The 4,222-nt window shown below is 63.4% G+C and carries 2 protein-coding genes; both read right to left on the bottom strand.

Annotation, left to right across the window (positions count from 1 at the left end):
- On the bottom strand, positions 1–3,460 hold a 3,460-nt coding region (locus ABD937_RS23795; protein ID WP_345258587.1), incomplete at its 3' end, for a hypothetical protein.
- Positions 3,461–4,013: 553 nt separating this feature from the next.
- Positions 4,014–4,222, bottom strand: a 209-nt coding sequence (locus ABD937_RS23790; protein WP_345258586.1) for a T9SS type A sorting domain-containing protein, incomplete at its 5' end; no start/stop codon positions are given.

The following is a 4,222-nucleotide window of genomic DNA, read 5'->3' as shown; positions in this document are numbered from 1 at the left end:
CACCCGGTACCGGCACCGGCATCACCGTGGCCGGCGTTACATGCCACTGGCGCTGTACGGCCTTGGCGATGTTGGGAATATGCGGGTTCGTTACACCCGTGATCGCGTCTTCCACCCGCACGCTCCAGTCCTGGGCAGGGCCGCCCGCAAGATCAAGCGGGTTGTACGTGCTGTTGCCTACGGGGAAGGTGGCCGCATTAGTGGTCTTGATCGTCAGCACACCCGCTCCGGAAGTACGCACGTAGGAGTTGGAAGAGCCGCCGGCGATGAACCCGTCATTAACCGTGAGGTCAAAGCCTGCGATGTTGAGGATGCCCGCCACGAGGGCAAGCGAGCTGGGAAGCACCACGGTCTTGTCGAGGGTCACCACGGCGCCGGGCGCGTTCATGAGGATGCTCTGCACGATGTTGCCCGCGGGAAGCTCGAAGCCCGTAGTGATGTTGGTGGAGCCGGTATAGGCCAGGCCGATCGCGCCGCCGAACGTGGGTGCGCTGGCCAGCGACCCGTTGCCGCGGTTGATGAGCGCAGCGTCGGCCACCGTCAGTGCCCCGGCAGACAGCTGGCCGTTGATGAGGCGCAGGATGTTGGTCACCGTAAAGGCGTTGTTGAGGGTGGCTCCGGCGGCGTTGTCGACCTCGAGGTTGAAGGCGCTGCTGCCGAAGGCATCGGCGGGTACCGACTGGGCTACCGATCCGTTCAGGACGATCGTGCCGCTGCTGGCGTCCACGCTGCCCGAGGTGCGGCTGATGGCGCCGGTGATCGTGAGCTCGTTGCTGCCGATTCCGAGCGTGCCTGCCGTAAGGGTCAGGTCGCCGGTGCTGACGTCCTCGCTGAAGGTCACGCCACTTGCATTGTTGATCACCAGGCTGCCGATGGCGCTGGCAAAGGAGCCGGCGGGCACCGCCTGGGCGCTGCTACCGGTAAAGGCTACCGTGCCACCGCCGGCGCTGATGCTGCCGTTGCTGCGGGTCAGGGTACCGCCGATCGTAAGCGTATTGCTGCCGGTGGCGAGGGAGCCTTCGGTAAGTGCGAGGCTGCCGCCGGTGGAAAGGTTCGTGAGCAGTGTGAGGCTGCCGCCGGGCTTGTTCACCACGATGTTGGCGATGCTGCCGCCGCCGGAAGCGCTGAAGGTATGGTTGCCGCCGCCGAGGAAGGAAACGGTTCGGTTGCCGGGGTTGCTGAACGCACCTTGGGCCGTGCGGGTCCAGTTGCCATACACGTCGAGGTCGCCGCCGGCGGCGCTCGAAAGCGTGAGCGTGCTGGTGCCGGCGCTGTTGTCGCCAATCAGGAGGTTGCCGTTCACGATCAGCTTGCCGGTGCTGCTGCCCATATCGAGTGAGCCGGCCGTGCTGCCGTTGCCGAGGGTGAGGTTGCCGGCGAGGCCGCGGTTGCCGCTGCCGCTGAAGCTGAGGGTGCTGCCGTTCTGTACGGTCACGTGCCAGGGATAGCCGGCACCGCTGGTGGCGCTCCACTCGGGACCGCTGCTGATGGCACCGCCGGTATTATATAGGAGCGTGCTGCCGTTGCCGTAGAACGGGGCGTTGGTCAGCACCGAGCCGCCGCTGTTGAGGCGGAAGATGCCGTTGATCGTAGTAAGGTTGCTGCCGAAGTTGATGCCGCTGGAGGCCGTAAGGGTGACATCGCTGCCAAGTACCAGCGTGCCGCCGTTGGTGCTCGTCACCGTTTTGGTGGCGTTGGCGATGTTGATGCTACCGTTCGTGATGTTCACCGCGCCGTTGCGCACCTGGATGTTGGACGCCGTGGCGTTGGTGAAGTTCAGCGCGTAGCCCGCGAGGTTGAGGCCGGCGGCGCTTACGAGGGTAAGCCCGGTGGTGCCCGCGGTCGGGGCCGTGATGGCCATATCGGTACCGAGCTGGATGGAGCCGCCCGTCTTTTCGCTGATCAGGTAGGAGAACGTGCTCGTAGAGCCCAACGGACCACTGATGAGGTTGGTGCCGTTTCCGGTGAAGTAGACTGCGCGGTTGTTGGCGGTGAAGGTGTTGCCGGAGAAGCGCGTCCAGTTGCCGCCTACCTTGATGTCGCCGCCGATATTGGTGCCGAGCGACAGGGTTCCGCCGGTGGCGGAGGCGCCGCCGATGGTGACGTTGCCGGCCACGGTGAGCGGGTTGCTCATACTGCCCATGTCGAGCGAGCCCCCCGTGCTGCCGTTACCCAGCTCCAGGTTACCGGAGATGGAGCGGTCGGCGGAGCCGGTGCCGAGCAGGTTGAGCGTGGTGCCGTTCTGGATGATGACGTTAGCCGGGTAGCCGGCACCCGAAGTGGCCTTCCATTCGTTGCTGCGACCGTAGGTGCCACCGCTGTTGTAGACGAGGTTGGAGCCGGTGGCGTAGGTCGGGGCGTTGTTGTTGACGAAGCCGCCCGCGTTGAGCTGCAGGGTAGCGCCGCTGTTGAGCGTGAAGGAGGTACCGGTGAGGTAGAGGCCGTTGTTGACCACCAGCTTCGCATCGGTGCTACCGGCACCGCCGGTGATGTAAGCCCCCGACGGGAAGGTGAAGGTGGTGGCGTTGGAGGTGGTAAGTGTGCCGCCGCCGTAGTTGATGGTGGCGCCACCGGTGTAGGTGGGGCCCGCGCTGCTTACCGAACCCATGTTGATACTGCGGCCGGAGAGATCGAGCGAGCCGCCGGTGACCGTGATGGAGCCGCCCGGGGCAATGTTGAAGTTGCCGGCAGCCGCGAAGGAGCCGCTGCTGACCGTCACCTTTCCGTAGGTGGCGCCGGAGGCGGGTGCCCCGTTGGTGATCCCGCCGGTAATGGGCGAGTTGATGACGGCCGTGGGCGAGGAGCCGGCGCTCGATACGCCGACGCCGCCGAAGTAGGAGCCGAGGGTGGTGCCGCTCACGGCAGAAGGTGCGCCCCCAAAGAAGCCGCCGTTGAAGGACGCGTGCAGCGTGAAGTAGATGCCGGAAGGGCTTCCGAGCTGGCTCCAGGGCACGCGCACCTCGAGGGCGCCGTTCTGGAAGTCGTTGGTCCATTGGCTCCAGCCCTGGGCATTGGCGCCGCCGGTGGACCAGGAAGAGCCGTTGTTGGTGCTGTAGAAGCTTTCGCCGCTGCCGTTGCGGCGGATGGCGATGCGGTAATCGGCGCGGAAGGGCAGGTTGGGCGTGTTGCCGTCCCAGTTCACGCCCGTGGTCATGCCGTTGCCGGCTGTAGTGGGCGTGGTGGTGGGGTCGGAGTCGAGGTAGATGGTGAAGTGATCGAACTGCCCCCAGGTATTGTTATTGGTGCGGAAGGCGCCAAAATACACATAGGTGGCGTCGTAGGTCACGAAGTAGTCGACGTTGCTTCCGGCGTTGTAGACCACGGCCCCGGCATTAGTGAAGTCGGAGCGGTTGCCGGAAAAGGTGACGGCCTGGAGGTTTTGTGCGGAGGCCTGAAGCGCGGAAAGCGAGCAGGCAAAGGTCAGGAACAGGCCGATGCCGGCGCGGAGCAATCGTTTCATAAGCAAGAATTCGTTTTAGGGTTGTGCGGAATAAGGATGATGAGGCTGGTTTTCCGCCCGGTATACTGGATGTGTACAAAAGACACTACCAAAGATATTAACGTTATTTTAATATGGAAGCAGAACGGTAACTTTTTTCGGCGAACGCCTGCTTCCACCCGGTGGCGGCCCCGGCCCGGCCCCAGCGCTGCGCGCGCAACCTTCGCCTTCGCTCGGTTGGCCCCGAAGGGGGAACTTAGGTCAGAGATACTTTCCGGTAGCTGTTTTTCTTAAAGCACCAAACCTTGCTACGAAGCACTCTTCCTGGTCTCCCGCTGTAACGTATCTACCCAACGCAGCTGGCCGCAGTCTCCGACTGCGGTCCAGGCCGAACTTTAGGAAAAGCCCTGACCAACGTAGGCTGCTCCTTGGGTGCGTTAAGTCCTACGACTAAAGCCCTGGCTGGTCTATCTCGAAAAGCTGCCGTTGAAGCGGTGGGCTGGTTGGGTCGTCGACAAAAAAGCCCCCTGCTGCTAACAGGGGGCTTTGGGATAGATGTATTTCTGCTTTGTGGTTAGTGCTTCACGAGCGTGATGGTCTCGCTCACCGTGCCATCCTGTGCCAATGCCTTGAGGTGATACTGACCGGCAGACAGTCCATCAAGATTGATCGTAGCCGTGGTAGACGTACCGGCAGCGAGGGCGATGGACTGCACCTTCACCGTTCTTCCCTGCATGTCCGTGAGCTGCAGCAGCACGTTGCCAGCTACAGCACCGCCCTGCA

Origin of the sequence: Flaviaestuariibacter amylovorans (genome assembly GCF_039541815.1) — a bacterium.
GTDB classification, from domain to species: domain Bacteria; phylum Bacteroidota; class Bacteroidia; order Chitinophagales; family Chitinophagaceae; genus Flavisolibacter; species Flavisolibacter amylovorans.
This window is presented reverse-complemented; position numbering and strand designations above follow the sequence as displayed.